Raw genomic sequence first — 23,501 nt, forward strand, 5'->3', positions numbered from 1 at the left:
CCTTCAGAGGTCGAGTTCTATCCACACCGGAACGTGGTCAGATGGTTTCTCGTGCCCACGAATTTCGGAGTCGATCCGACAATCCCGCATCAGATCGGCTGCTTGGGGTGTCAGTAGAAAATGGTCGATGCGTATTCCGTCATTCCGGTTCCACGCGCCTGCCTGATAATCCCAAAATGAATAATGTCCTGGGCCTTGAGTTCGCGCACGGAACGCCTCGGTAAATCCAAGGTTCAAGATTTTTCGAAATGCCTCACGGCTTTCGGGTCGAAACAGGGCATCCTCACGCCAGGCATCGGGGCGTGCTGCGTCCTCAGCTTGCGGAATAATATTGTAATCACCTGCCATCAACGCGGGTTCTTCACTGGCAATCAGTTCTTGCGCCCGGTGGTAAAGGCGTTCCATCCAAGCCAGTTTATACTCGTATTTTGGCCCGGGGGCAGGGTTTCCATTCGGCAGGTACAGCCCACAGATGCGTAACGCTTTCTTCCCGACAACCGTGGCCTCTATCCAACGGGCCTGCTCATCAGTTTTATCACCGGGCAATCCGCGGGTCACATCTTCAAGAGGGAATTTGGATAGGATCGCAACGCCATTAAAGCCTTTCTGGCCGTGGGTTTCGACGTTGTAGCCGCGATCCTCGAACATTTCGCGCGGGAAGTTTTCATCAATAGATTTGATCTCTTGCAGCAGCACAACGTCTGGCTGAGCGTCGTCCAACCAGCGTGGAAGAGCTTCGGCCCGCGCCTTTATGCCGTTGATGTTGAACGTGGCGATTTTCATACGCGATCCTCCGAAGCCTTTGGCAACCTATTGCGCAGAATGAACCCATCGGCAAGTCGGAGGGCGAGGGATGCGAGGCTCTGCCTCGCGCTCCGGGATATTTTAAGCCAGATGAAGAAACGGATCGTTAACCAATTTCTGCGATTAGTGCCGTGCGGAACAGGCGGGGACGCCGATGGCCGCGCCAGGTGAAGCTCTCCGGCGGAAGGGTCGGAGAGCGGATCCCTGCTTCATCTGGTTGAAAATATCCTGGGGGTGTGGGGGCAAAGCCCCCACCGGCGACTACATCGAAAAAGACGTACCACAGCCACATGATGAAGTTGCGTTGGGATTGTCGATTACAAACCGCGCGCCGATCAGTTCCTGGGTAAAATCTATGACGGCGTTTTCCAGAAACGGCAGAGAAACAGAATCAACGATGACCTTCTGACCTTTGCCTTCAAGGATGAGGTCGTCATCCTTCGGCTCATCCAGTGCAATTTCGTATTGGAACCCGGAACAGCCGCCGCCTTCCACCGCGACGCGTAAAGCTTGTCCTTGATCGGCGGCGCCGATTTCGGCCAGACGTTCAAAGGCGCGTTCAGTGACTGTTGGGGGCAAATTCATGCCGCACTCCAAAGGTTTATTTCTTTCTCACTCTACCATATAGAAAACGCAATGGCAGGCGACAAGGACAAGACCTTTGGAAAGAGCAGGTTTTGCATCTGACCCAGCGCGCGCACGAGGGCGTCTGGTGCCAGAGGAAGAAAGCAGTTTCCGGTCGTGCTTTCAGCGGGATCGGGACAGGATCATTCACGCTAGCGCGTTTCGACGGCTTAAACACAAAACGCAGGTTTTCGTTGAGCATGAAGGGGATAGCTATCGCACGCGATTGACGCATTCCATTGAAGTCGCGCAGGTGGCGCGGACCATTGCCGGGGCTTTGGCGTTGAACCCGGAACTGACCGAAGCAGTGGCTTTGGCCCATGATCTGGGTCACACTCCGTTTGGGCATACGGGTGAGGACGCATTGCACGCGATCATGCAGCCTTATGGCGGGTTTGATCACAATGCGCAGGCCATTCGGATCGTCACCAAATTGGAACGGCATTATGCCGAGTTCGATGGTTGTAACCTGACGTGGGAGACGTTGGAGGGGATCGCAAAGCACAACGGCCCCGTATCGGGCGCGTTGCCCTGGGCGTTGGCTGAATGCACTGAGGCGTTCGATCTGGAACTGCACACCCACGCCAGCGCCGAAGCACAAGTAGCCGCCCTTTCGGACGATATCGCCTATAACAACCATGACCTGTTGGATGGCCTGCGGGCTGACTTGTTCACCGATGAGGAAATACAATGCCTGCCAATCGTGGGTGAGTGTTATGCCGGGGTCGATCGCAAATACCCAGCGCTTGATCCCTACCGGCGCAGGCATCAGGCTTTGCGGCGTGTGTTTGGCGTGATGGTGTCGGACGTCATCGACACCTCTGCAATGTTGATTGCCGAGTCAGGGGCGCAGTCCGTGGAAGAAATTCGCGATCTGGGCCGCCCAGTTGTCCGGTTCTCGGACGGGCTATGGGCGCAGTTGAAAGAAATCCGGGCGTTTTTGTTCACCCGAATGTATCGAGCGCCTTCGGTGATGGAGGTGCGCGCCGAAGTCAGCCGGATTGTAGAAGAACTGTTCCCAATTTACCTGAACGACCCCAAGCAGATGCCCGAACGATGGCATGCAGATATCGAGGCTGCGGCTGATGAGACCTCTCTGGCGCGGATCGTGTCAGATTACATCGCAGGAATGACGGACCGGTTTGCGATTCAGGATCATGCACGGCTGACGGGTAAACCTTTGACTGCGGCTCACTCAACCTCGATGTAAGCCAATGCCCAGACCTGTTGACCGGCTTGCTCGTCGGCGACGTCCTGGTTCTGTGAAGGCGGGAATACGATCATGGTGGGGCCGTATCCGCCAATGCCCATCGGTGCGCCATCGGCGTGGGTGGCCAATATGGGTTGGTAAGTCGAAATGCTGTCCCACGGGATTTCCGCCTGATACCCGTCCATCGCCATGGGGCGTGCGGTTTTGCCTTCGGCCCCAGCCATTGTCATGACCTCTGACAACAGGGGGCCACTGAAGGTAAAGTCGCGCTGATGTTCGGGCGCGCCGTAGGGGATGGAGATCTTGACCTGAGGCAGGCTGTCCAGCAAGGCGGCATCAAAGCCTGCAGCCCCATCATGGGTCACTTCAAGAAACCCAAGAAGGCCGCCGTCGTTTTCGCCCCGGGCGGGCAGGTTTGTTTCGCTTACTGCGCCGCCCAGTGTCACCAGCACATGACCTTGGGGTGCTGGCATCTCGGCCAAGGCGGGCAGAGCTGAGGACAAAAGCAGGGTCAGGGGCAATGCAAGGCGCATGAATGGACTCCGATTGGGCGTTTCGGGCCGACTGTAGCGAGGATTGCGTCCAAACCAAGGTCAAACTTTAGGCATCCATTGACCTTGCTGTGTTGCGTGATAAACCGCCGGGCAAGCAAAAGGACATCCGAAATGAACCTGTTTTCCGAGATCCGCGGCCTTGTGTTGGACGCGCTGGCGCAGATGCAGTCCGAAGGTGCTCTGCCCGAGGGGTTGAACTTCGACAACGTGGCGGTTGAACCTCCGCGTGATGCGGCGCATGGCGATATGGCCACGAACGCGGCGATGGTGCTGGCGAAACCGGCCAAGATGAAGCCGCGCGACATTGCCGAGGTGTTGGCCGGGAAACTGGCAGCCGACGATCGGATCACCAGTGCCGAGGTGGCCGGGCCGGGTTTCCTGAACCTGCGGCTTGCATCTTCGGTTTGGCAGGGCGTGCTTGCTGCTGTGCTTGAAAAGGGTGTTGACTATGGCCGCTCGACCATGGGGGCCGGGCAGAAGGTGAACGTAGAATATGTCTCGGCCAACCCGACCGGCCCGCTGCACGTGGGTCATACGCGGGGTGCGGTGTTCGGCGATGCCTTGGCGAGTTTGCTGGCCTATTCGGGTCATGAGGTGACACGCGAATATTACATTAACGACGGTGGCGCGCAGGTGGATGTGCTGGCACGGTCCGCTTATGAGCGGTATCGCGAGGCCAATGGCCTGAGCCCCGAGATCGCCGAGGGGCTATACCCCGGCGACTATCTGATCCCGATCGGTGAAGCGCTGAAAGAGAAATACGGCGATAGCCTGATCGACAAGCCCGAGAGCGAATGGCTGGACGATCTGCGCAACTTTGCCACCGACGCGATGATGGACCTGATCCGCGCAGATCTGAAGGCGCTGGGCGTTGAGATGGACGTGTTCTTCTCGGAAAAGTCGCTCTATGGCACGGGCCGGATTGAATCTGCGCTGCAAGCGCTGACCGACAAGGGCCTGATCTATGAAGGCGTTCTGGAGCCGCCCAAGGGCAAAAAGCCCGAGGATTGGGAGCCGCGCGAGCAGACCCTGTTCAAATCGACCGAACATGGCGACGACGTTGACCGCCCGGTTAAAAAATCGGACGGCTCGTGGACCTATTTCGCCCCCGATATTGCCTATCACTATGACAAGGTGAGCCGGGGCTTTGACGCACTGATCGACGTGTTTGGCGCGGATCACGGCGGCTATGTCAAACGTATGAAGGCCGCCGTTTCAGCGCTGTCCGATGGCAAGGTACCGCTGGATATCAAGCTGACGCAGTTGGTGAAGCTGTGGAGGAATGGCGAGCCGTTCAAGATGTCCAAACGGGCAGGGAACTTTGTGACCCTGCGCGACGTGGTCGATCAGGTAGGGCCGGATGTGACCCGGTTTGTCATGCTGACCCGCAAGAACGACGCGCCTTTGGATTTCGATTTCGACAAGGTGCTGGAACAGAGCCGTGAGAACCCGGTGTTCTACGTGCAATATGCCCATGCCCGCGTCATGAGCGTTCTGCGTCGCGCGGCTGAGGCCGGGATTGACGCCGATGATACCGCCCTTGCAGGCGCGGACCTGAGCAAGATTGATCATGCTTCGGAATTGACTGTTGCCAAGAAGCTGGCCGAATGGCCACGTCTGGTCAAAATTGCCGCGCGAACCAACGAACCGCACCGCGTTGCCTTCTATCTGTATGAATTAGCTGGGGATTTTCACGCTTTGTGGAACAAGGGGAACGACGAAACTCAGCTTCGGTTCATTCAGGATGGCGATGTTGACACAAGTCAGTCAAAAATCGCACTCGCCCGTTCCGTTTCTGTTGTGATTTCAGCGGGCTTGGGTATTCTTGGCGTTACTCCGGCGCAGGAGATGCGGTAACAAATATCGCCCGAACCGCCGGTACGAGGTAGGCAAGAAATGACCCGCGCGCCTTATTTTCTGGCGCGAAACGGGCAGTGAGGCGGACATGGCGAATTACGATTACTCGGGGCAAATGCGCCCCGAGCAGATGCATTACACGAATCAACCGCATCCTCAGGATGGGTCCGAATATTCCGATGACATGCTGGAATATGAAGCGGCACCGCAGACAGCGGGGTTGGGGCGTATCGTAAATACGCTGGGCGCAGTCGCGTCGCTGGCTTTGGTCGCAGGTATCGGCATCTGGGGTTACAAGCTTGTAATGCGGGACGTGAGTGGTGTGCCCGTTGTGCGCGCTCTGGAAGGGCCAATGAGGATTCAACCTGAAAACCCCGGCGGAACTCCGGCGGATCATCAGGGGTTGGCCGTTAATGCTGTTGCCGCGGTTGGAACGGCTGCACCGCCTGCGGATCGACTGATCCTTGCTCCGCGCCCGGTTTCGCTAGCTGATGAAGACACACCGGTCGAAGCGTTGAAGCCGACCAAAGCCGTGCATCTGGTTGAGGAAGAGATTTCTGATCAGGAAGCTGCCCAAATGCGCCAGAGCGCGGTGGACGCGTTGGTTGCAGAACTTGCAGATGAAAATACCGCAACCGACACCCCGGCAGAGCAGGGCGTGCAACTGGCATCGTTGGTTATCCCGGAAGAAGAGCCTGCGATTGACCCTGCCGATCTGGTGGCGCAGCTACCCGACCCGGAATTGGCGGCCTTGCCCGGCGTCCGGCGTTCGCTGCGCCCGATTACGCGCCCGGCGCGAACGACACCGGCGGCGATTACACCGAACAGTACAACCGAGAACGCAATCAACGCAGCCGTCAAAGCGGCGGTTGGTCTGGATGTGGACCCCGACGCACTGTCAAAGGGAACGCGCCTTGCCCAGCTTGGTGCATATGAAAGTTCTGATGTGGCCCGCACCGAATGGGATCGTCTGAACGGCCGATTTGGCGAATATATGGCAGGAAAACAGCGTGTTATACAGAAAACCTCAAGCGGTGGGCGCACCTTTTACCGGCTTCGTGTATTGGGGTTCGATGACCTGAGCGACTCGCGTCAATTCTGCGCGGCCCTCCAGGCGGAAGGCGCTGACTGCATCCCGGTTGCCGCTCGTTGACGTTTGGCGCTGCAATCACTGACGCAGAAGGCCTGCGCCTGTCGGATGAAGAAAAAAGCCTGTTCCGCGAGATGAACCCGTTTGGGTTCATTTTGTTCGCCCGCAATATCGACACGGCTGATCAGGTACGCGCCCTATGTGACGACTTCCGAGAGGCGGTGGGCCGCAATTGTCCTATTACCATTGATCAGGAAGGTGGCCGCGTGCAGCGCCTGCGGAGCCCAATCGCCCGCGAATGGATGCCGCCACTGGATCACACCACACGTTCTGGCGAAAAGGCCGAGAGTGCGATGTATCTGCGGTATCGGCTGATCGCGCAGGAATTATTCGAGCTGGGGATCGACAGCAACTGTGCCCCTATGGTCGATCTGGCGCGCGAGGACACTCATCCTTTCCTGCAAAACCGCTGCTATGGTTCCGATCCGGATCAGGTTTCTAGAATTGGGCGCGCCGTCGCCAAAGGGCATCTTGATGGTGGTGTGCTTCCAGTGATCAAGCATATGCCCGGCCATGGTCTTTCAACCATGGACAGCCATCATGATCTGCCCCACGTGGATTTGCCTTTGGATGAGTTGAACCGCGACGACTTTGCCCCGTTCCGCGCTTTGAACGACCTGCCGATGGGTATGACCGCTCATTTGGTATATGATCAGATTGATCCCCAGCCAGCGACGATTTCATCCGTGATGATCCAACTGATCCGCGACCGAATTGGCTTTGACGGGCTGATCATGACCGACGACATCTCGATGAAAGCTCTGAGCGGCGCGCCAGAGGATATCGCGCGTCAGGCGCTGGACGCAGGGTGCGACGTGGTTCTGCATTGCAACGGATCGTTCGACGCCCGGGCACGCGTACTGGAGGCCGCCGGAGACATGACCGACCGGGCACAATCCCGCGCGGAAAAGGCGCTGTCGATGCGGCAGAAGCCAGCGGAACTTGACATCCCTGCGGCTGAGGCTGAACTATCTGCCCTAATGGGCGGGCAGGTGTATGAACGATAACCTTTTCAGCGAAGACCCGGTCTCGGTCGCGGATCGCCTTGCGGCCGAAGCCCTGATCGTTGATGTCGACGGGTTTGAAGGCCCGTTGGATGTCTTGCTGACCCTGTCGCGGACGCAAAAGGTTGATCTTCGGAAGATCTCGGTTCTGGCTCTTGCGCAGCAGTACTTGGCCTTTGTCGAAAAGGCGCGTGCGCTGCGTATCGAGCTGGCGGCGGACTATCTGGTCATGGCAGCGTGGTTGGCCTTTCTGAAATCCCGCCTTTTACTGCCACCCGACCCGGATGACGAAGGACCGTCGGGCGAGGAACTGGCCGCCCATCTGGCTTTCCAACTGGAACGCCTGCAAGCGATGCGCGACGCCGCCGCCCGTCTGATGGCGCGGGACCAACTGGGGCGCGATTTCTTCAAACGCGGGCAGGGCGAGGATATCACGCGTATCCGTACCGTGACCTACTCGGCCACGCTGTTGGATCTGATGCAGGGATATGCCCGTATCCGCACTCGGGATGAGTTCCGCCCCTTTGTCATGGACCGCGACGCCGTCTTCACGATGGAGCAGGCGCTGGAACGGATGCGCCCGCTGATCGGTTTTGCCGGGACATGGACGGATATGGAAACCTACCTGCCCGATGGCTGGGATGCGGATCCAGTGCGCCGACGCTCGGCCACGGCTGCGACTTTTGCGGCCTCGCTGGAGCTGGTGAAAGAAGGACATATGGAGATCAAGCAAAGCGAGACCTTTGCTCCGATCCACCTGCGTAAAAGGACCGAAACACGTGACTGACGCCCCCGAAGACGAAGGCACCGGCACCCTGTTCGAGGCCCCTCCGTTGGCCGAACAGGAGCGGATGGTCGAGGCTGTGCTGTTCGCCAGCGCCGAACCGGTGACGATTGCCGATCTTGAGGCCCGGATGCCCCATGGCAGCGACGCGGCGCAAGCTGTTGAACTGCTGCATAAACGATACGAAGGGCGCGGTGTCCGCGTGGTCCGTGTGGGCGAGGCTTGGGCGATTCGCACCGCGCCCGATTTAGGTTTCCTGATGCAAAAGGAAACGGTCGAGACGCGGAAACTCAGCCGTGCCGCGATCGAGACATTGGCGATTGTCGCGTATCATCAACCCTGTACACGGGCCGAGATTGAGGAAATCCGTGGTGTTTCCGTTTCACGCGGCACCATTGATCAGTTGCTTGAGATGGAGTGGATCAGGCTGGGCCGTCGCCGCATGACCCCCGGGCGTCCGGTGACCTTTGTTGTGACCCCGCAATTCTTGGACCACTTCGGTCTGGAGAATGCGCGCGATCTGCCAGGGCTCAAGGAATTGCGCGCTGCGGGCCTTCTGGAAAACCGACCACCACCGGGTGCAATGCCCTTGGGGGAAGGGCAGGATGGCGAAGATGACGAAGATCAGACCGAACTGTTCGAGGAAGAGTGATCGAGCGTCCCTTTTGTCGCGGCGCCAAAGGATTATGTTCGGATCTGGAAGACGGAGTTAAGCGATGAATGCCAATCGACTGATCGACATGATTGTGCGTCAGGTTATGCGCCGCCTTGTCAGTAAGGGTGTGGACAAAGGCTTTGACATGGCAGGTCGTGTGGGGCGCCAATCCGGAAAACAGCCAAACGCCAAAGCTGACCCAACGGCTGACCGTCACATGCAGCAGAACGCCAATCGGCAGAAACAGAATATGAAGCAGGCGCAGCGGATGACCCGTCAGATGCGCCGTTTCATAAAGTTCTAGCTGACTGCTTTGAAATGCTTGGACAGTTTCAGGCCCTGTCCCTGATAGTTTGAGGCGATACCCGCTCCATAAAGCTGAGTGGGCATTTCGGCCATTTTCTCATACACCAGCCGTCCGACAACCTGCCCGTGCTCCAGCACGAAGGGGGCTTCGTGGCAGCGCACTTCCAGAACGCCGCGCGATCCCGCGCCGCCAGCAGCGGCATGTCCGAACCCGGGATCGAAGAAACCAGCATAATGCACGCGGAATTCGCCAACCATGGCCAGGTAAGGGGCCATTTCCGCAGCGTACATGGGCGGAATATGAACCGCCTCGCGGCTGACCAGAATGTAGAACGCACCGGGATCAAGGATGATGCGGCCATCGGTGGTACGCACCTCCTCCCAGTATTCCTGTGGGTCGTATTCTCCAATCCGGTCAAGGTCGATCACACCAGTATGCGGTTTGGCGCGATAGCCGACCAGATCGGTGTCCGGCAGTTGCAGATCGACCGAAAAACCCAACCCGTCCTGAATGACGGCAGGCCCATCGACAAGGGGCGAGTCGTTGTGCAGTGCGGTCAGTTCCGCGTCGCTCAGCACCGCTTGACCCTCGCGGAAGCGAATCTGGTTCAACCGCATACCCGGCCGTACAAGAACCGAGAACGAGCGGGGGCAGATTTCGGCATACAAGGGGCCAGAATACCCTGCGGGCACCCGGTCAAACTCGGTCCCGCCATCGGTGATGGTGCGGGTCAACAAGTCCAGTCGCCCGGTCGAGCTTTTGGCATTGGCGACTGCGGTTATGCTGTCGGGCAGGGCAAGTGATTCCATCAACGGAACAAGATAAACGCAGCCCTTTTCCAGAACCGCGCCATGGCTGATATCAATCCGGTGCATCTCGAACTCGGCCAAACGGTCGGCGACTGAGCGTCCTTCGCCCGCCAGAAAGGATGCGCGTACGCGGTAAGCCACTGTTCCCAGGCGCAAGTCCAGGCTGGCCGGCTGCACCTGCGGGTCGATGATCGCGGGCTCGGCGGTAATCTCACCGCGCGCAATCATGCCTTCGATCTGCTGGTTTGGACATACGCCTGTCATTCCGATCCACCCTGTTGCCAGAGCGGGATCTGGCCTGTCTGCCATAAACGTCGGTGTGATTTGGTCGGGCTAGCAGGACTCGAACCTGCGACCTTCCGTCCCCCAGACGGACGCGCTACCAGGCTGCGCCATAGCCCGACGTTGGGGTGTTCATAAAGACTTTCCCGGCAGGGGCAAGAGGAAATCATCGCCTTTTTTCTTATCCCGCCGATCGGTTTTCAATTCGATCCAGCACGGCCCGCAGCTCTTTGGCGACCGGTGCGATTTGGCGCAACAGACTGTCGTCGAAATCCGTTCTGTTCCACGCCTGAGTCGCAATGCCCCCCATCAGCGGTGCTTCATCCAGATATTCTGGTTCGGATTGCTGAGGGGCGTCATTTTGTGATGTTTCGACGACCGGAGCCGGTTCCGGTCGCGCAGGTTCAGGTGGCTTGGCCGCCTCCAGATCCAGCGTAATCTGCTCTTGGGCAGGGGCTGGCTTGGTTGCAAATGGAACAACAACGTTATTGTCAGCGATCGGATCGGGTTGTGCCGTTTCGTCGAGACCCTGCGACAGCGAAGCGACATGCGCTATACCTTGTTCCCGAAGGATGCGCTGAACGCCTTTGATGGTAATGCCATCCTCATGCAGCAGTTTCTTGATACCACCAAGCAGCCGCATGTCATTCGGACGATAGTACCGACGACCACCTGCGCGCTTTACCGGTTTTACCTGGCTGAAACGGCTTTCCCAGAATCGCAGCACATGAGCTTGCACACCCAGCCAATCCGCAACTTCACTGATTGTGCGAAAGGCGTCTGGGGACTTGCTCATGACCCTGCTGTCCTGATCTTATTTACGGTTTCCTGCGGCGACGCGATCCTTCATCAGGTGCGACGGGCGGAAGGTCAGCACGCGGCGCGGCTGAATTGGAACTTCTTCACCGGTTTTGGGGTTGCGGCCGATACGGGCAGTTTTGTCGCGCACACTGAACGTGCCGAACGACGAAATCTTGACCTGCTCACCACGCACAAGCGCGTCGGACATATGGTTTAGAACGCTTTCAACCAGTTGCGCGCTTTCGTTGCGTGAAAGGCCAACTTCTCGAAAGACGGCCTCGCTCAGATCCATTCGGGTCAGTGTTTTGTCGCCCATGCCTATTCCCCTATTGATGGTAAAGCATAGGGTCAGGGCAAATTCACTGTCAATATCAATGAATTGCAGTCGTGTGTGTAAGCCGTTTTGCGCCTGTTACCACCGCAGGATGACTGAACCCCATGCCAATCCACCACCGATTGCCTCAGTCACAAGCAGATCGCCCGGTTTGAACTGACCGCGTTGCTTTGCCACTGACATCGCAAGCGGAATCGAAGCGGCCGAAGTATTGCCGTGGTCCTGAAGCGTAACAACGACATGATCCATCGGAACGCCCAGCTTCTTGGCGGTGCCCTGAATGATGCGGATATTTGCCTGATGAGGGACGATCCAGTCCACATCCTCATGACCTAAACCGGCTTTTTCCAAGCAATTTTCGGCAGTTGACGTCAAACGTTCAACAGCTTGGCGGAATAGCTGGTTACCCTTCATCCGCAGAAAGCCGGTGGTTTGAGTGGAAACACCGCCATCGACATAAAGCAGGTCCTTGTAGCGCCCGTCAGAGTTTAGATCGGTGGCCAGAATGCCCCGGTCGTCCGAGGTTCCGTTGCCTTCCTGACGCTCCAGGATCAGCGCGCCTGCACCGTCGCCAAACAACACGCAGGTCGATCGGTCAGTCCAGTCCATGATGCGCGAAAATGTCTCGGCCCCGATGACCAGCACGCGCTTGGCCTGTTCCGACAGAATCAGGGCGTTGGCGTTGGTCAGGGCATAGACAAACCCGGCGCACACGGCCTGAACGTCAAAGGCGAAACCCCTGGTCATACCCAGTCGCGACTGCACCATGGTGGCGGCAGAAGGGAAGGTCAGGTCCGACGTCGAAGTTGCCAGAACGATGGCATCAATGTCATCAGCCGTAAGGCCGGCGTCTGCCAGCGCAGCTTCGGCGGCCTTGGTTGCCATATCCGACGTTGTTTCATCGTCTGCGGCAAAGTGGCGCCGTTCGATACCCGAGCGGGTTCTGATCCACTCATCCGTCGTATCGAGCGTCTTTTCAAACTCGGAATTCGGAACAATGCGCTCTGGCAAATAATGTCCGACACCAACTACAACTGAACGGCCTGCCATCCTGAGGTACTGCCTTTTTTGTTATTCGCCCGCTTTCGGCGGTGCGTGCGCGGCATCTTGTGCAAGCTCGGCTGTGGATGCAACCCGTGCCGCCAATTTTTCAGCAAACCCCGATTGGGCCAAGGTGAAAGCCAGTTTTACCGCCGCTGACACCCCTGTCGCGTCAGCGCCGCCATGTGACTTGACCACTGTCCCGTTCAGACCCAGAAAAACTCCGCCATTCACACGGCGCGGGTCGATACGCTTTTTGAGGCGATTCAGCGAAGTGATTGCAAGCACAGAGGCCAGGCGGGACAACGGAGAGTACTTGAACGCCTCGCGCAGCAGGTCACCGATCAGGCTAGCGGTGCCCTCTCCGGTTTTGATGGCGACGTTGCCGGTAAACCCATCGGTTACAACGACATCCGCCTTATCTCCGGGAATGTCACTGCCCTCGACAAAGCCCACAAAGTCAAAGCTGGCCTGATCCGCGAAGTCCGCGATCATCGAATGCGCTTCTTTCAATTCGGCGCGGCCTTTGTGCTCTTCCGTTCCGACGTTGAGCAATCCGATGCGTGGTCGTTCCAACGCCATGCCGTTGCGGGCATAGGACGCGCCCATCAGCGCGTATTGAAGCAGGTCCTTGGCGTCGGCGCGTACATCTGCGCCGACATCCAGCATCACGTTAAAGCCCTGCGGGTTGCGAGAAGGCCACAGAATCGCAATCGCCGGACGGTTCACGCCCGGCAGTTTGCGAAGCCGCATCATGGATAGGGCCATAAGCGCGCCGGTATTGCCGCAGGACACGGCGCCATGCGCCTCGCCCAGACGGACTGATTCCAGCGTCGACCACATCGAGGTCTGCTTGCCGTTGCGAACAACCTGACTAGGCTTGTCTTCCATCGTGACCACATCGGGGCAATCACGAAAAACGACGCGCCCATTCAGGACACGTCGTTTGGCGACAAGTTTGCGCAGCAGGGCTTCGGGCCCGTGCAGGATGAAGGCAATGTCGGGGTTCTTGTTCGCTGATTGCGCAATACCTGCCACAACTGTGGCAGGCCCCGAAATCTCCGCCCATTGCGTCAACCGAAATGGTAATCCGTCCGGCGTGCTTGGGCTTATCTGTCATGCCTTGGCCTGCACTAAGAAAGGCTTAGGCCGCGTCTTCGTCCAGGTCGATTTCGTCGGCCTGAGCGACGACTTCACGGTCATCATAGCGGCCGCAGGACGCACAGACGTGGTGCGGGCGCTTCAGCTCACCACAGTTGGGGCATTCGTTCGGGTTTGCAGCAACCAGAGCGTCATGTGCGCGGCGGTTGTTGCGGCGCGACTTGGAAACTTTGTTCTGTTGGACAGCCATGGTCTCAACCTTTGTCTACTAAGGGCCAACAGATTCGCTGTGGGCCGGGTTTCATTCTTCGTTTTTCTCGTGGTTTGACGCGCGTTTAGGGGACGAGCCCCGCAATGTCCAACCCAAATTCCGATGAGCGCGCGAAAATACTGCGATTCTCGACATGTTCAAGCGATTTTTCTGAGGGCGTGCTATGACAGGAAATCTGCGCGGTGTCACTCGTCTTTTTTCATCGCATCGCGCAAACTGGCAAGCCCGGCAAAGGGTTTGACGTCTTCATCTGTCATCGCCTGTTTGCCCGGTTCAGTATAGTCGGCTTGTTCCAGTTCCGCACCGTCCTTGCGCGGGTATTGCGGCAGCGCCAGCGACAGCGCCTCGATCATGACCTGCGCCGGGTCGATCTCTGCTCCCAAAGGTTCCGAGTCGTCGCCTTCGGGAATCTCGAACTCTTCTTCGTCCGGGTCTGACCAATCTGCCAGAAACATGCGGGATACTGGCGTGTCGATCCTGGCCGTGACCGGTTCCAATGTCACGACGCACGGCTGAATGACCGTTGCACCCAATTTACCGGTCAAAGCCCAGTCCCGTTTGCCTTGCGCGCGCAGTTCGCCCACGAAGCTGAGTTTGCGCAATCCGAGCAGGCCAAGATCCTCTTTGATCACATCCAGCCATCTGGCATCCGGGCGCAGATCAAAGGCGGTTGGCGTGTTCTGGGGCAGGTCTGCGACCCGCAGAGACGTCTGGTTGCTCATTCGTGACCCTTTCCTGTGTTGAACCGGGGCTGCGGTTTGATGTAATCGGATAGGGTCCGCAAGGGGCCAAGGCAAGAGGGTGTGAATGTTGAAGGTTGTGAACAGGTTGAAACCAGCGTCCAAAGCGCTTGTATTTGGGGCGTGTCTGGTTGTCGCTGGTGCGTGTACGCCTGTTTTCGAGAATCACGGGTATGTCCCCACACCAGAAGAACTGGCCGAGATCAAAGTCGGCGTAGACACCCGCGACAGCGTGGTCGAAGCCGTCGGCGCGCCAACGTCGTCCGGCGTGGTACGGGATTCCGGTTATTACTATGTGCGTTCCAAAGTCCGTCACTACGGCCCTAAACGCCCCGAAGTCGTCGAACGTCAACTGGTCGCGATCAGCTTTGATCAGCGCGGCGTCGTCCGCAACATCGAGCGCTACGGGCTTGAGGACGGAGTTGTCGTTCAGTTGGATCGCCGCGTGACCGATTCCAGTATCGAGGGTCGGGGCTTCCTGCGTCAACTGCTTGGCAACATTGGCAACTTCAACCCTGCGAACATTCCCGGCGCGACCAATTAATTTGAAGCCAGTTCTTGTCGCAGTCACACGATGGTCACACATAGTGTGATAGTCACGCAGCAGGAAGAAACGGGTCTGCAACCGCGGAGGTGCGACCATGGCACTATTGCTCGGCAAGGGCCGGTACCGCGCGCGTCTGGCGCGAACGCCGCAGGATATTGCGGCGGCGCAGGGACTGCGGACGCTGGCCTTTGGAACAGAACAGGTGGATCAGGACGGTTTCGATCCTCTCTGCGCGCATATTCTGGTCGAGGATACGCGCGCCGAGGGGCAAGTGGTTTGCTGCTTTCGGATGCTAACGATGGATCAGGGGTCCGAGATCAGCCGCAGCTATTCCGCCCAGTTCTATGACCTCTCGGCGCTTGAAGGATTCACCGGACGTATGGTCGAGATGGGGCGATTCTGCGTTCACCCTGACTGGACTGACCCCGATATCCTGCGCGTCGCATGGGGGGCAATGACCGCCTATGTGGACGAAAACAATGTGGAAATGCTGTTCGGTTGCTCATCGTTTGCCGGGACAGAAACTTCCGAATATCTGGACGCGTTTGCCATGCTGAAACATCGCCACCTGGCCCCAAAGCGCTGGTTGCCGCGCGTAAAGGCGCCCGATGTGTTCCGCTTTGCCGCAAGGCTGCGACGCAGGCCCGATGCCAAGAAGGCAATGCTGCGGATGCCGCCGTTGCTGCGCACTTATCTGATGATGGGCGGCTGGGTCAGCGATCACGCTGTTGTCGATCGCCACATGAATACGCTCCACGTCTTTACCGGGCTTGAGATTAGGGCGATCCCTCCGGCGCGAAAGCGGCTGTTGCGCGCGGTTGTCGGGTAATCGCCGTTGACGCCTTGGCCCTGCCGGTTTAGCTGGCGGGCATGGCGAGAATTCCTTTGTTGCAGATGGCCGGTATTTCCCTGACCTTTGGGGGCGACCCGGTGTTTTCGGGGCTGGATCTGGTGGTTCAGCCGGGCGACCGCGTTGCGCTGGTCGGGCGGAACGGGTCCGGTAAGTCGACACTAATGAAAGTTATGGCGGGGCTGGTTGAGGCCGATCAAGGCGACATCGTCATCCCCCCTGGAAAATCTGTGGGTTATATGGAGCAGGACTCGGGGATGGAGGGGTTTGCCACGCTTGGCGATTATGCCTCCAGCGGGTTGGAGCCCGGAGAGCTTTACAAGGTCGAACGCGCGGGTGAGGGTTTGAAATTTGATCCGTCGCGCGCTGTTGAGACAGCCTCGGGCGGTGAACGCCGCCGTGCAGCGCTGGCCAAGCTGATGGCCGAAGCGCCCGACCTGATGCTGTTGGATGAGCCGACCAACCATCTGGATATCGAGGCGATTGCTTGGTTGGAACGCGAGTTGGGGTCGACCCGTGCGGCTTATGTCCTGATCTCGCACGACCGTGCATTCCTGCGCGCGTTGACCCGCGCGACTCTGTGGATCGACCGTGGGGTTGTTCGGCGGCAAGAACAGGGCTTTGAAGCATTCGAGGCGTGGCGCGACAAAGTCTGGGAAGAAGAAGATCAGCAGCGTCACAAACTGAACCGCCTGATCAAATCTGAGGCGAAATGGGCCGTCGAAGGCATCAGTGCGAGGCGTAAGCGCAATCAGGGTCGGGTTCGCGCGTTGCAGGCGCTGCGGGCCGAGAAAGCAGCGCAGATCAAGCGTCAGGGCTCGGCTGCGATGACGCTGGAAGCCGGACCCAAGTCAGGCAGAAAAGTGATCGAGGCTAAGGGGCTGGCCAAATCTTTCGGGGCGCAGCAGATCGTTCGGAACTTTGATCTGTTGGTGCAGCGCGGGGACAGGGTGGCCTTTGTCGGCCCCAACGGTGTGGGGAAGACGACCCTGCTGAAAATGTTGCTGGGGCAGGAGCAACCGGACGAAGGCTCTGTGTCGCTTGGAACCAACCTTGAGATTGCCGTTTTTGATCAGACCCGCGCGCAGTTGGACCCGGAAATGACCCTGTGGGACAGCCTGACCGGTGACCCCGAGATGCGCGTTTCCGGCAAAGCTGATCAGGTGATGGTGGGCGGCCAGCCCAAGCATGTTGTCGGCTACCTCAAGGAATTCCTTTTCGACGAACGGCAGGCAAGGGCTGCCGTCAAGTCCTTGTCAGGTGGAGAAAAAGCGCGGCTTTTGTTGGCCAAGCTGATGGCAAAGTCCTCGAACCTGCTGGTGCTGGACGAACCGACCAACGATCTGGATGTGGAAACGCTAGACCTGCTGCAGGAACTGCTGGACGATTATGACGGGACCGTTCTGTTGGTCAGTCACGACCGGGATTTTCTGGACCGCGTCGCCACGACCACCATCGCGATGGAGGGCAATTGCCGCGCCACAGTCTACGCGGGCGGGTGGTCCGACTATATTGCGCAGCGCGGTGACGTTTTCGAAAGGAAGGCTGAGAAAACAAAACCTTCAAAACCTAAGGTAAAGCAGGAAAATCAGCCCAAATCGGGCCTGTCGTTTTCCGAAAAACACCGTCTGGAAAAGCTACCTGCTGAAATGGAACGGCTTGAGGCCGAGATCGGTAAGCTCGAAGAGCTCATGTCCGATCCCGACTTGTTCACCCGCGAGCCGGTCAAGTTCCAGAAAGCGACCGAGGCGCTGGTTGAACGGCAAGAGAAGCTAGCAGCAGCCGAAGAAGAATGGCTGATGCTGGAAGAAAAGGCCGAAGGCGTCTGACGGTCACCTCATCCGCAGGGCGCCGTCGATACGGATCACTTCACCGTTCAGATAGCCCATTTCGACGATGAACCCGGCCAACCGCCCGAATTCACGCGGGTCGCCAAGGCGGGCAGGGTTCGGGACATCCGCCGCCAGTTGCTGTTGCACTTCTTCCGGCAGGCCAGCGAGCATGGGCGTCATGAAAATTCCCGGTGCAATGGCCATCACGCGGATACCGGATGAGGCCAGGTCACGGGCCATGGGCAATGTCATACCCACAATGCCACCCTTGGATGCGGCATAGGCGGTTTGGCCTTTCTGACCATCAAACGCCGCAATCGACGCCGTGTTGATGATCACGCCTCGTGCGCCGTCGGACTCGGGTGCGTTCTTTGCCATCTGTTCGGCTGCAAGACGCGAAACATTGAAAGTTCCAACCAGATTAATGTCGATCGTGCGTTGAAATGGGTCCAGTGGGTGAGGGCCCTCTTTCCCAACCGTCTTGATGCCTACGGCTATGCCAGCACAGTTCACAGCAGTGGTGATCCGACCCATCTTGTCTACCGCATAGTCAATCGCAGCGGCGACCGACGCCTCATCCGTCACATCCGTCTCGACAAAGTGCCCGCCGATTTCGGCCGCAACCTCATTTCCGCGCTCGGCGTCACGATCCAGAATAGTGACCTGTGCTCCGTTTTCGGCAAAGTACCGAGCGGTTGCCTCTCCAAGCCCGGATGCGCCGCCTGTGACTATGGCGCCGGTTGAGGGTAGTTGCATTTCGGTAACCTCTCCTTAATTTTGACACATTGTGACCACATTTGATTGGTGGCGCAGGTACATATTGTATATCCATGCGCCATAACCGTCACAACTGGTGTTCTGGTCGAGTGTGATGAGTGGTGGCGAGCCCTTTGTTAACGCATTTTCAGCATGCGCTTAACCGCGCTTCATCTGCGGCTTCCACTTTGTAATCGAAGATCCTGAAGGACTTGGGTTTTTAGGGCGCAAGGAGATTAATGATGCGGATAAGACTGAAATCAAGCGTTTCAGCCTTGGTGGTGTCCCCGTTCGTCGGGGTGTTGATGGCAACAACTGCGCAGGCTTCGACAGAAGTTTGCAACGCAAGAACGGCACGGATCGCGGCCAACGCGGGCGAATATCAAGCCCTGTGTGATTGTACGCAAGTGACGCCAAGCTTCATAGAGCGCCTGCAGCGGCGGTCGGATTTCGAAGCAACATTAGCCGTCACGGGCGAGCAATGCCCCGCTTTGGCCGCATTGTTGACAGATTTCTCGACGGCGTCGATTGGGGCAACTTCCAATTCGGGTGAAAACCCGAACGACGATCAAGGGAACCAAGCGGGATCTGGTCCGGGTGGCAATAACGGCGGCGGCAACAATGACGGCGGCGGCGGCAACAATGATGGCGGCGGCAACAACGACAGCGGCGGCAACAATGACGGCGGCGGCGGCAACAATGACGGCGGCGGCGGGAACAACGACGGCGGCGGCGGGAACAATGACGGCGGCGGCGGCAACAATGACGGCGGCGGCGGCAACAATGACGGCGGCGGCGGCAACAATGACGGCGGCGGCGGGAACAATGACGGCGGCGGCGGCAACAATGACGGCGGCGGCGGCAACAATGACGGCGGCGGCGGCAACAACGACGGCGGTGGCAACGGTGGAAACAACGGCGGCCCCGGCAACGGCAACGGCAACGGCGGCAATCCTGGTAACGGTGGTGGTAACACCGGAGGCTCGGGACCCGGAACCGGTAACGGCGGCAGCAACAACGGCCAAGGCGGCGGAAACGGCAACGGTGGCAGCAATGGCGGCCCCGGAAATGGAAACGGGAACAGCGGCAACTCTGGTAATGGCGGTGGAAACACCGGAGGCTCAGGCCCCGGGACCGGTAACGGCGGTAGCAACAACGGCCAAGGCGGTGGAAACGGCAATGGCGGCGGAAACGGCAACGGCGGGAAACGCTGAGGCCTCAAAACCAGCTTTCCAAAAAATTACGGCCGCCCAATAGGGTGGCCGTTTTCTTGTGTTGCCTATCGGTTCAATCGAGCGTTCAGCCCAGTTGCACCAGCGCGTGCCGCTTTTTTCCTGCGCTCAGCTTGATCGGCGATGACAGCGCACCTGCGTCGATCATCAACCCCGCGTCGGTCAGTGGTGCGTCGTCCAGTTTGGCTCCGTTTTCGGCGATCAGACGCTTGGCTTCCTTGCCGGATTTGGCGAGGCCGGACTTAACGATCAACTGCACGATTGAGGCAGGCAATTCATCCGCACCGATGGTCAGGGTCGGAAGATCGTCACCCACGCCGCCTTTCTCGAACACCTCGCGCGCTGTGGCTTCCGCGGTCGCGGCGGCCTCGGCCCCGTGCAGCAGGGTGGTGACCTCGTTGGCGAGGCGGATTTTGGCCTCGTTGATCTCGGACCCTTGCAGCGCGGCCAGACGGTCACACTCGCCCACGGGCAGTTCTGTGAAAATCTTCAGAAAGCGGCCAACGTCGGCGTCGGTGGTGTTGCGCCAGAACTGCCAGAACTCATAAGGCGACAGCATATCTCCGTTCAGCCAGATCGCTCCGCCCTGCGATTTGCCCATCTTGCGGCCGTCGCTGGTGGTCAGCAGAGGCGTCGTCAGGCCATAAATCTCCTGATCCAGAACCCGGCGCGTCAGGTCGATCCCGTTGACGATGTTGCCCCACTGGTCGCTGCCACCCATCTGCAGAACACAGCCATAGCGACGGTTCAGCTCAAGGAAGTCATAGGCCTGCAGGATCATGTAGTTAAATTCGAGGAAAGACAGCGATTGTTCGCGGTCCAGACGGGATTTTACGGATTCAAAGGACAGCATCCGGTTGACCGAGAAATGCCGCCCGATATCGCGCAAGAAATCGAGGTAGTTCAGGCTGTCCAGCCATTCTGCATTGTTCAGCATCAACGCGCCGGTGTCGCCGTCATCATAGGACAGGTACTTGGCGAAAACCTTCTGCATCCCGGCGATGTTGGCGTCGATCTGTTCGGGGCCCAGCAGGGGGCGTTCGTCCGACCGGAATGAGGGGTCACCCACCTTGGTGGTGCCGCCGCCCATCAGGGTGATCGGCTTGTGACCGGTCTTTTGCAGCCAGCGCAGAACCATAATGTTCATCAGGTGACCGACATGCAGCGACTGCGCGGTTGCGTCATAACCGATATAGGCTGTTTGCACCCCACTGATCAGCGCGTCGTCAAGGCCTTGATAATCGGTGCAGTCGGCAAGAAAGCCGCGCTCGATCATCGTGGCGATGAAATCCGATTTGGGGTGGTAGGTCATATCCGTGCCCTTTGGGTTTGTGTTGCGGGGCAGTGTATAGGCGGTGGGGGTGGCAAGGAAAAGGCACCTTTTGCAGGAAAAGCACGCGGTGCGCCTTATGTGGCTTGCGTTGTGTTTACGTTACCGTGCAGGTTGTGGCCAACGCGCTGATCCAACGGGCGCGAAAGACGCAAGAGGTAAGGCATGAGCCGGGTAATAGGCAAGACGGATACGGTCAAAGCACTGGGCGCAATGTCGGGCACGTCTTTGGATGGCGTGGACGCAGCCGTGGTCGAAACCGACGGGGTGCGCATCATGGGGTTCGGTCCCAGCGGCTATCGCGCTTATTCCGACGAAGAACGTGCCACACTCAGGTCTGCGCTGGGCCATTGGCATGGTCCCGAAGTCGATGCCGCCGCTGAACTGGTGACCATCGCCCATGCCGAAGCATTGTCTGAATTCGATGAGATCGATCTGATCGGCTTTCATGGCCAGACCCTTGCACATGAACCGGGTGGGCGGGGAACCTTGCAGGTGGGCGACGGAGACGGTTTGACTCAGGCGTTGGGTGTTCCCGTCGTGTGGGATTTCCGCAGTGACGACGTGGCGATGGGGGGTGAGGGCGCACCGCTCGCGCCGTTCTTTCACTTCGCCTGTGCCAAATGGATCGGAGCTAAGGAACCTCTGTGTTTTCTGAACCTCGGCGGGGTGGGGAACCTGACTTACGTGGACCCCAGTTTTGATGGCCCCGAAGCCCCCGGCGCGCTGCTGGCCTTTGATACCGGTCCGGCCAACGCGCCGGTCGATGACCTGATGCAAACACGGCTTGGTTTGCCGATGGACCGGGATGGCGCAGTTGCGCGCGGCGGAACGGTCGAGATGGGTGCGCTTGAATTGTTTCTGGCCGAGCCGTTCTTTAACAAGGTGCCGCCCAAATCGCTGGACCGGAACGATTTCGCAGAAATGATCGGGTTGGTACAGGAACTGTCCGACGCCGATGCCGTGGCAACCTTGACGGGCATGTGCGCCGCAGGCGTGATGCAGGGGATGGAGCATTGCCCCAAGCGCCCCGCGCGCGTACTGGTCACGGGCGGAGGCCGCCGCAATCCGGTCTTGATGGAAATGCTGCGCGCGGGCCTCGACTGCGCGGTCGAACCGGTCGAGGCCGTAGGTCTGGACGGAGACATGCTGGAAGCGCAGGCCTTCGCCTATCTCGCCGTCCGCGTGGCCAAGGGTTTGCCGACCTCGTGCCCGGGAACGACCGGAGTCAGGGCGCTTGTTGGCGGTGGTATGATCAGCGCTCCAGCGCGTGCACGTAGTCTGCCGTAAACTCAGAATATCCGTCCGAGGTGGATTGCAGATGGGCTTTCGTCCAGCCGTGCAGGGACGGTAATTGGTGGAAAGGCACATTCGGAAACGCATGATGTTCCGCGTGAAAGGGCATGTTCCACGCCAAAAACCGGATTATCCGGTTGGTGAAGGTGGTGCGTGAATTCTCAAGCATATTGGCGACCGGTGGGCAGAGGCCGTGTTCTGCCAATAGGTAAAGGCGCAGAAATGGCTGTCCAATTAGAACCGGAAGCAGCCACAGCCAGAACAGGATCGGTGTGAAGATCAGGCTGATGCCAGCAAGCGTATAGAGGCCCAGCAACATAACTGCCTCAATCCGTATGGCGCGATGCTGTCGCTGGGGTAGGTAGGGCGCGTCGATCTTTCCGGTCGCGTTGCGAAAGAGAACGAGCGCCATGCCTTTCCAGTACGGCCAGCCACTGAGGTAGATCAAAAGGTCAGGCCAGCGCTCCGGTCTGGGTTTGCCGTCCAGTTCCGGGTCTTTGTCCGGGTCATTGGTCCATTTGTGGTGGGCCAGATGAAAGTACCGAAACCACGTGAAGGGCAGGGCAATAGGCACCGAAACAAGGTGACCAACCGCGTCGTTCAGCCAGCCGGTGCGAAAGGGCGTCTTATGCGTGCACTCGTGGCTGAGTGTAAACAGAAACACCAGAAGCAGACCCTGAGGCAGCAGCAGAAGTGGCCAGAGCGGGACCCGTAAGGCAATGCCTAAACTCGTAACCAAAAGCAGCAGGACATATAGGGAAAGGTGCCGCAATCCTGCGAGGTTCGAACGCTCTTGCAGGCGGTCTTTTTCCTCTGGCGGAATCGAGGCTATGAGGGCACGGTGATCCATTCTTCAACCTCGGGGAATGTCAAAGCCGGGGTCGGCCAGTTCAAAGCCGTCAAACTCAAACCCCGGTGACACGGTGCAACTGACCAAGGTGTAAGCTCCGGTGGACAGGGCGGCTTGCCAATGGCCTTTTGGCACAATCAGTTGGGGCGCGCCCTTGGAAAGGTCAGGGATCAGCACGTGATCCACGGCAGGCCCGGTATCTGTATCGCTGATGGACAGGATAAGCGGCGCACCAGCGTGGAATAGCCAAATCTCGGTCGCGTCGACGCGGTGCCAGTGGCTGCGCTCGCCCTCTGCCAATAGGAAATAGATGCAGGTGCCCGTGGCGCGACCTTCGTTTTCCGCGCGCCAGGTTTCGCGAAACCAGCCGCCTTCGGGGTGTTGTTGCAGTTTCAGGTGGTCGATGATGTCTTGTGCAGTCATTGGTGCCTCGTGGTTGCGAATGATTATGCACGGGTTTGCGTGATCCGCTATGGTATT

The 23,501-nt window shown here is 58.6% G+C and carries 25 protein-coding genes, 1 tRNA gene and 1 pseudogene; 12 read left to right on the forward strand and 15 right to left on the reverse strand.

Features of this window, described 5'->3' with window-relative positions; genetic code table 11:
• Positions 1-3 precede the first annotated feature (3 nt).
• Both xth and ACT2B1_RS08625 read right to left on the reverse strand, forming a co-directional pair.
• The gene (gene xth, locus ACT2B1_RS08620) at positions 4-783 is read right to left on the reverse strand and encodes an exodeoxyribonuclease III (protein WP_171122259.1); all 780 of its coding nucleotides are present in this window, start codon (positions 781-783) and stop codon (positions 4-6) included.
• Positions 784-1,065: 282 nt separating this feature from the next.
• Positions 1,066-1,389: a HesB/IscA family protein gene (locus ACT2B1_RS08625; RefSeq protein ID WP_171122261.1), complete on the reverse strand. Its 324-nt coding sequence runs from the start codon at positions 1,387-1,389 to the stop codon at positions 1,066-1,068.
• 76 nt (positions 1,390-1,465) lie between these two features.
• On the opposite strand from ACT2B1_RS08625, the gene ACT2B1_RS08630 reads away from it, so the two are divergent.
• Positions 1,466-2,638, forward strand: a complete 1,173-nt coding sequence (locus ACT2B1_RS08630; RefSeq protein ID WP_481668951.1) for a deoxyguanosinetriphosphate triphosphohydrolase — start codon at positions 1,466-1,468, stop codon at positions 2,636-2,638.
• Here ACT2B1_RS08630 and ACT2B1_RS08635 read toward each other — a convergent pair.
• Entirely contained in the window at positions 2,620-3,171 is a 552-nt protein-coding gene (locus ACT2B1_RS08635; RefSeq protein ID WP_171240628.1) for a putative pterin-binding protein, read from the reverse strand. The two genes, ACT2B1_RS08630 and ACT2B1_RS08635, sit on opposite strands and share 19 nt — an antisense overlap.
• A gap of 132 nt (positions 3,172-3,303) precedes the next feature.
• Between ACT2B1_RS08635 and argS the strand changes: the two genes are divergently transcribed.
• The 6 genes from argS to ACT2B1_RS08665 all read left to right on the forward strand — a co-directional run bounded on the left by argS (position 3,304) and on the right by ACT2B1_RS08665 (position 8,946).
• Positions 3,304-5,049 carry an arginine--tRNA ligase gene (gene argS, locus ACT2B1_RS08640; RefSeq protein ID WP_481668952.1) on the forward strand — a complete coding sequence of 582 codons (1,746 nt, stop codon included), beginning with the start codon at positions 3,304-3,306 and terminating at the stop codon, positions 5,047-5,049.
• Between the two features lie 88 nt (positions 5,050-5,137).
• Complete coding sequence (locus tag ACT2B1_RS08645; protein ID WP_481668953.1) at positions 5,138-6,202, forward strand: SPOR domain-containing protein; 1,065 nt, start codon at positions 5,138-5,140, stop codon at positions 6,200-6,202.
• Positions 6,199-7,206 carry a beta-N-acetylhexosaminidase gene (gene nagZ / locus ACT2B1_RS08650; RefSeq protein WP_171240631.1) on the forward strand — a complete coding sequence of 336 codons (1,008 nt, stop codon included), beginning with the start codon at positions 6,199-6,201 and terminating at the stop codon, positions 7,204-7,206. The genes ACT2B1_RS08645 and nagZ overlap by 4 nt, the downstream gene beginning before the upstream one ends.
• Complete coding sequence (locus tag ACT2B1_RS08655) at positions 7,196-7,990, forward strand: segregation and condensation protein A (RefSeq protein ID WP_171126585.1); 795 nt, start codon at positions 7,196-7,198, stop codon at positions 7,988-7,990. Before nagZ ends, ACT2B1_RS08655 begins: the two co-directional genes overlap by 11 nt.
• Positions 7,983-8,639, forward strand: coding sequence for an SMC-Scp complex subunit ScpB (gene scpB, locus ACT2B1_RS08660; RefSeq protein ID WP_171122275.1), 657 nt, complete (start codon positions 7,983-7,985; stop codon positions 8,637-8,639). The genes ACT2B1_RS08655 and scpB overlap by 8 nt, the downstream gene beginning before the upstream one ends.
• Before the next feature lie 64 nt (positions 8,640-8,703).
• On the forward strand, positions 8,704-8,946 hold the full coding sequence (locus tag ACT2B1_RS08665; RefSeq protein ID WP_171240633.1) for a hypothetical protein: 243 nt from the start codon (positions 8,704-8,706) through the stop codon (positions 8,944-8,946).
• Here the strand turns inward: ACT2B1_RS08665 and ACT2B1_RS08670 are convergent.
• From ACT2B1_RS08670 to ACT2B1_RS08705, 8 genes and pseudogenes are all read right to left on the reverse strand, one after another.
• Entirely contained in the window at positions 8,943-10,022 is a 1,080-nt protein-coding gene (locus tag ACT2B1_RS08670; protein ID WP_171212720.1) for a 2'-deoxycytidine 5'-triphosphate deaminase, read from the reverse strand. The genes ACT2B1_RS08665 and ACT2B1_RS08670 overlap by 4 nt on opposite strands.
• 61 nt (positions 10,023-10,083) lie before the next feature.
• Positions 10,084-10,160: transfer RNA gene (locus tag ACT2B1_RS08675), tRNA-Pro, on the reverse strand.
• 61 nt (positions 10,161-10,221) lie between these two features.
• Complete coding sequence (locus tag ACT2B1_RS08680; protein WP_171122280.1) at positions 10,222-10,836, reverse strand: MerR family transcriptional regulator; 615 nt, start codon at positions 10,834-10,836, stop codon at positions 10,222-10,224.
• 18 nt (positions 10,837-10,854) lie between these two features.
• Positions 10,855-11,157: an integration host factor subunit alpha gene (gene ihfA / locus ACT2B1_RS08685; RefSeq protein ID WP_008755922.1), complete on the reverse strand. Its 303-nt coding sequence runs from the start codon at positions 11,155-11,157 to the stop codon at positions 10,855-10,857.
• Positions 11,158-11,253: 96 nt separating this feature from the next.
• The gene (locus ACT2B1_RS08690; protein WP_171126589.1) at positions 11,254-12,225 is read right to left on the reverse strand and encodes a beta-ketoacyl-ACP synthase III; all 972 of its coding nucleotides are present in this window, start codon (positions 12,223-12,225) and stop codon (positions 11,254-11,256) included.
• Between the two features lie 21 nt (positions 12,226-12,246).
• Positions 12,247-13,336, reverse strand: a pseudogene (gene plsX / locus ACT2B1_RS08695) (phosphate acyltransferase PlsX).
• Between the two features lie 24 nt (positions 13,337-13,360).
• Positions 13,361-13,567 (reverse strand): 50S ribosomal protein L32, encoded by a 207-nt coding sequence (rpmF, locus tag ACT2B1_RS08700; protein ID WP_481668954.1) that lies wholly within the window; start codon positions 13,565-13,567, stop codon positions 13,361-13,363.
• 206 nt (positions 13,568-13,773) lie between these two features.
• A complete protein-coding gene (locus ACT2B1_RS08705) occupies positions 13,774-14,310 on the reverse strand; it encodes a YceD family protein (RefSeq protein WP_171240636.1) in 537 nt (178 codons plus the stop codon).
• Between the two features lie 85 nt (positions 14,311-14,395).
• Here ACT2B1_RS08705 and ACT2B1_RS08710 point away from each other — a divergent pair, with 85 nt between their 5' ends.
• The 3 genes from ACT2B1_RS08710 to ACT2B1_RS08720 all read left to right on the forward strand — a co-directional run bounded on the left by ACT2B1_RS08710 (position 14,396) and on the right by ACT2B1_RS08720 (position 17,554).
• Positions 14,396-14,872, forward strand: a complete 477-nt coding sequence (locus ACT2B1_RS08710; RefSeq protein ID WP_171122288.1) for an outer membrane protein assembly factor BamE — start codon at positions 14,396-14,398, stop codon at positions 14,870-14,872.
• Between the two features lie 97 nt (positions 14,873-14,969).
• A complete protein-coding gene (locus ACT2B1_RS08715; RefSeq protein ID WP_481668955.1) occupies positions 14,970-15,704 on the forward strand; it encodes a GNAT family N-acetyltransferase in 735 nt (244 codons plus the stop codon).
• A 41-nt stretch (positions 15,705-15,745) separates the two neighbouring features.
• Positions 15,746-17,554 carry an ABC-F family ATP-binding cassette domain-containing protein gene (locus ACT2B1_RS08720; RefSeq protein WP_254449230.1) on the forward strand — a complete coding sequence of 603 codons (1,809 nt, stop codon included), beginning with the start codon at positions 15,746-15,748 and terminating at the stop codon, positions 17,552-17,554.
• 3 nt (positions 17,555-17,557) lie between these two features.
• Here ACT2B1_RS08720 and ACT2B1_RS08725 read toward each other — a convergent pair whose 3' ends face one another.
• On the reverse strand, positions 17,558-18,313 hold the full coding sequence (locus tag ACT2B1_RS08725; protein WP_171240638.1) for a 3-hydroxyacyl-CoA dehydrogenase: 756 nt from the start codon (positions 18,311-18,313) through the stop codon (positions 17,558-17,560).
• Positions 18,314-18,555: 242 nt separating this feature from the next.
• Between ACT2B1_RS08725 and ACT2B1_RS08730 the strand changes: the two genes are divergently transcribed.
• The gene (locus ACT2B1_RS08730; RefSeq protein ID WP_481668956.1) at positions 18,556-19,527 is read left to right on the forward strand and encodes a hypothetical protein; all 972 of its coding nucleotides are present in this window, start codon (positions 18,556-18,558) and stop codon (positions 19,525-19,527) included.
• An 85-nt stretch (positions 19,528-19,612) separates the two neighbouring features.
• On the opposite strand, the gene tyrS is transcribed toward ACT2B1_RS08730, so the two are convergent.
• Positions 19,613-20,857, reverse strand: coding sequence for a tyrosine--tRNA ligase (gene tyrS / locus ACT2B1_RS08735; RefSeq protein WP_171240639.1), 1,245 nt, complete (start codon positions 20,855-20,857; stop codon positions 19,613-19,615).
• A gap of 183 nt (positions 20,858-21,040) precedes the next feature.
• Between tyrS and ACT2B1_RS08740 the strand changes: the two genes are divergently transcribed.
• Entirely contained in the window at positions 21,041-22,165 is a 1,125-nt protein-coding gene (locus ACT2B1_RS08740) for an anhydro-N-acetylmuramic acid kinase (RefSeq protein WP_171240640.1), read from the forward strand.
• Here ACT2B1_RS08740 and ACT2B1_RS08745 read toward each other — a convergent pair.
• Both ACT2B1_RS08745 and ACT2B1_RS08750 read right to left on the reverse strand, forming a co-directional pair.
• Complete coding sequence (locus ACT2B1_RS08745; RefSeq protein WP_171240641.1) at positions 22,131-23,021, reverse strand: fatty acid desaturase; 891 nt, start codon at positions 23,019-23,021, stop codon at positions 22,131-22,133. The genes ACT2B1_RS08740 and ACT2B1_RS08745 overlap by 35 nt on opposite strands.
• Positions 23,022-23,024: 3 nt before the next feature.
• Entirely contained in the window at positions 23,025-23,444 is a 420-nt protein-coding gene (locus tag ACT2B1_RS08750; protein ID WP_171240642.1) for a cupin domain-containing protein, read from the reverse strand.
• Between the last annotated feature and the right edge of the window lie 57 nt (positions 23,445-23,501).

This window comes from Ruegeria sp. S263 (assembly GCF_056780525.1).